Consider the following 3565-nt stretch of genomic DNA (forward strand, 5'->3'; position numbering starts at 1 on the left):
CATCCGCCCTTCGGGCATCTTCCTCCCGTTCACGGGGAGAAGCGGAAGACATCGCCATTATCGGCGGCGGCATCATCGGCATCTGCGCCGCGACCCTGCTCGCGGAAGCGGGGCGCAGCGTCATCGTCTTCGACCGGACCGGCGTGTGCGAGGAGACGAGTTCCGGCAATGCCGCCGCTTTCGCCTTCTCCGACGTGCTGCCGCTGGCGCATAAGGGGATGATCCGGCAATTGCCGAAATGGCTCGCCGATCCGCTCGGGCCGTTGGCCATTCCGCCGGCCTATCTGCCGAAACTTCTGCCTTGGCTGATCCGCTTCTGGCGGGCGGGCGCGGCGAAGCATTACGAGACGAGCCTCGCCACGCAGGCCGGCATGATGAAGCTTGCCGAGGCCGAGTGGATGGGCCTGCTCGACCGCTCCGGCACGCGGCCGATGCTGCGCGAGGACGGCTCGCTGGAGTTCTATGAGAGCGAGGCGGAGTTCCGCGCCTCGCTGCGCGGCTGGGCCGAGCGGCAGCGTTTCGGCATCGGCTTCCGCCACGTCGAGGGCGAAGAGATGGCGGCGCTGCAGCCTGGTCTTTCGCCGCGCTTCGTCAAGGGCACCTTCGTGCCGGGCTGGAAGACGGTCGCCGATCCGAAGCTGCTCGGCAAGGCGGTCTGGACCTATGCGGAAAAGCTTGGCGCCCGTTTCGAGCATGCGCGGGTCGAACGCGTGGAGTCAGGCGCGAACGGCCCGACGATCGTGCTGGCCGATGGCACAAGGCGAACGGCAAGCAAGCTTGTGATCGCCGCCGGCGCCTGGTCGCATCTGCTGGCGAAAAATCTCGGCGAGCGGATCCCGCTCGAAACCGAGCGCGGCTACAACACGACGCTGCCGGCGTCGGCTTTCGACGTGAAGCGGCAGCTGATCTTTTCCGGGCACGGCTTCGTCATCACGCCGCTGCAAACGGGCCTGCGCGTCGGCGGCGCCGTCGAGCTCGGCGGGATCGACCGGCCGCCCAACTTCGCCCGTTCCAAGGCGATGCTGGAGAAGGCGAAGCGTTTCCTGCCTGGGCTCGACCCGTCAGGCGGCCGCGAGTGGATGGGTTATCGCCCGTCGCTGCCGGACTCATTGCCGGTGATCGGCGCGGCGCGCGCGCCAAATGTCTATTATGCTTTCGGCCACGGCCATCTTGGCCTGACCCAATCGGCGGCCACCGGCCGCTTGATCCGCGATCTCATCCTCGGGCAGACTCCGCCGCTCGACCTCACCCCTTTCCGTGCGCAACGGTTCTGAGTCTCTTTGTTTTGACGCAATTCCGGACGGAAAACCGCTTCACACTTTTCCCGAAATTGCTCTAGGAGAGCAACCATGGCTAAGAAATCCTTCTTCTGCATCGACGGCCACACCTGCGGCAATCCGGTGCGTCTGGTCGCTGGCGGCGGGCCTTTGCTCCAGGGCTCGACAATGATGGAGCGGCGGGCGCACTTCCTCGCCGAATATGACTGGATCCGCACCGGGCTGATGTTCGAGCCGCGCGGCCATGACGTGATGTCGGGCTCGATCCTCTATCCGCCGACGCGCGATGATTGTGATATCGCCATCCTGTTCATCGAGACGTCGGGCTGCCTGCCGATGTGCGGCCACGGCACGATCGGCACGGTCACGATGGCAATCGAGCATGGGCTGGTGAAGCCGAAGACGCCGGGCGTGCTCAGGCTCGACACGCCGGCCGGCCTCGTCATCGCCGAATACAAGCAGGTCGGCGAATATGTCGAGGAAGTGCGCATCACCAACGTGCCCTCCTTCCTCTATGCCGAAGGCCTGACCGTCGAATGCCCGGTGCTCGGCGAGATCAGCGTCGATGTCGCCTATGGTGGCAATTTCTACGCCATCGTCGAGCCGCAGAAGAACTACCGGGACATGGCCGACTACACGGCGGGCGACCTCATCGCCTGGAGCCCGGTGGTGCGGCAGCGTCTCAACGAGAAATATTCCTTCGTGCATCCGGAGAATCCCGGCATCAACCGGCTGTCGCACATGCTATGGACGGGCAAGCCGAGGAACGCGGAGGCCGATGCGCGCAACGCCGTGTTCTATGGCGACAAGGCGATCGACCGCTCGCCCTGCGGCACCGGCACCTCGGCGCGGATGGCGCAGCTCCACGCCAAGGGCAAGCTCAAGGAAGGCGACAGTTTTGTCCACGAATCGATCATCGGCTCGCTGTTCAAGGGCAGGGTCGAAAAGGAGGTCAGCGTTGCCGGCAAGCCGGCGATCATCCCTTCGATCGGCGGCTGGGCACGGATGACGGGGTTGAACACCATCTTCATCGACGACCGCGATCCGTTCGCGCACGGCTTCATCGTGACGTGACCGTCAGCCGGAATATCCATCCGGCTTGCGGTCAGGCCTCGGCCTTGACCGAAACCTGATCGCGGAACCATTCGGCGAACCTGGCCTCGGCAGACGAGGGCTGCGCCGACATGGTCAGGAAATAACCCTTGTCGTCGTCGGTCGAAACATCGGAGAGGACGACGAGGTCGCCGCGCCTGAGCTCCTCGCGAAAAACCTCGACCGGGCACAAGGCCACGCCGTGGCCGGCAATGACCGCCGTCGCCAGTATGTTGAAATCGGCAAAAACCGGGCCGCTCCCGACATCGCGCTCTTCGACCCCGGACTTGGAAAACCATTCCTGCCAGCCCTGGCGCGTCTCGTCATGCAACAGGTCCGCCGCCGCGATGGCCGCCGCTGTTTCCAGCCGCCCCTTGCGCGCAAGATAGTGCGGACTGCAGGCGGGTCGGCTTATGCGGGAAAACAGCTTGAGGCTCGTGACATGCGGCGAGGGATCGGCGCCCAGCGTGATCAGGATGTCGTGGTCGTCCTCGAGCCGATCCTCGGCCTTGGCGTAGGCTACACGGATCGCGATCTCGGGATGGCGCGCCGTGAAATCCGACAGGCGCGGCACCAGCCAGCGGCTGGCGATCGAGGGAATGCAACCCACCGACAGCGATGCCTGGGCGGCGCTTCTGCGAATGCGGCGACAGGTCGCGCCCAGCTCCGCCAGCGCCGCGCTCGCGGACGCCTGCAGGATCAGCCCGGCCTCCGTCAGGCGCACCTTGCGGGCGTCGCGATGAAACAATGCGACGCCAAGCCACTCCTCCAGCCGTCTGATCTGGTGACTGATGGCAGGGTGAGTGACATGCAGTTCCTCGCCGGCCGCGGAGAAACTGAGATGGCGAGCGGTCGCCTCGAAGGCCCGGATCGCATTCAGCGGCAGATAATCCATCTGTAAAATTCTCTAACAGAAAGTGCCAAAATCCATCATTTGAAGCACGATACAACCTGAGTCATTGATCTGGACTGACGGCGCAAAATCTAACCGGGCGAGACCAAAAAGTCGAATGCCTGCCGCCGAATTCGAGGCGCGCCGCCGCTTCTCAAACCTGGTTTCATGGAAAGACGACGATGTTCACCAGACAATTGGCTGATGTAGAAAAAACTGACTTCTTTGTCGATTGGGGCAACGGCACCAGCCATCGGCTGCTGACAAGCCACGACGGCATGGGCTTCACCATATGTCACACGGT

3 protein-coding genes and 1 pseudogene are annotated in these 3565 nt (G+C 64.0%); 3 read left to right on the forward strand and 1 reads right to left on the reverse strand.

What is annotated here, in order from left to right:
• Window positions 1-50 precede the first annotated feature (50 nt).
• Window positions 51-1274, forward strand: coding sequence for an FAD-binding oxidoreductase (locus EOA28_RS28925; RefSeq protein ID WP_127249654.1), 1224 nt, complete (start codon window positions 51-53; stop codon window positions 1272-1274).
• Window positions 1275-1349: 75 nt separating this feature from the next.
• Window positions 1350-2351: a 4-hydroxyproline epimerase gene (locus EOA28_RS28930; protein WP_127249639.1), complete on the forward strand. Its 1002-nt coding sequence runs from the start codon at window positions 1350-1352 to the stop codon at window positions 2349-2351.
• Window positions 2352-2382: 31 nt separating this feature from the next.
• Here the strand turns inward: EOA28_RS28930 and EOA28_RS28935 are convergent, their stop codons facing one another.
• Window positions 2383-3264, reverse strand: coding sequence for a LysR substrate-binding domain-containing protein (locus EOA28_RS28935; RefSeq protein WP_127249638.1), 882 nt, complete (start codon window positions 3262-3264; stop codon window positions 2383-2385).
• Between the two features lie 179 nt (window positions 3265-3443).
• Between EOA28_RS28935 and EOA28_RS28940 the strand changes: the two are divergent.
• Window positions 3444-3565 (forward strand): annotated as a pseudogene (locus EOA28_RS28940) (ectoine synthase); the annotation flags it as partial.

This window comes from Mesorhizobium sp. M2A.F.Ca.ET.067.02.1.1 (genome assembly GCF_004023285.1).
Lineage (GTDB): Bacteria > Pseudomonadota > Alphaproteobacteria > Rhizobiales > Rhizobiaceae > Mesorhizobium.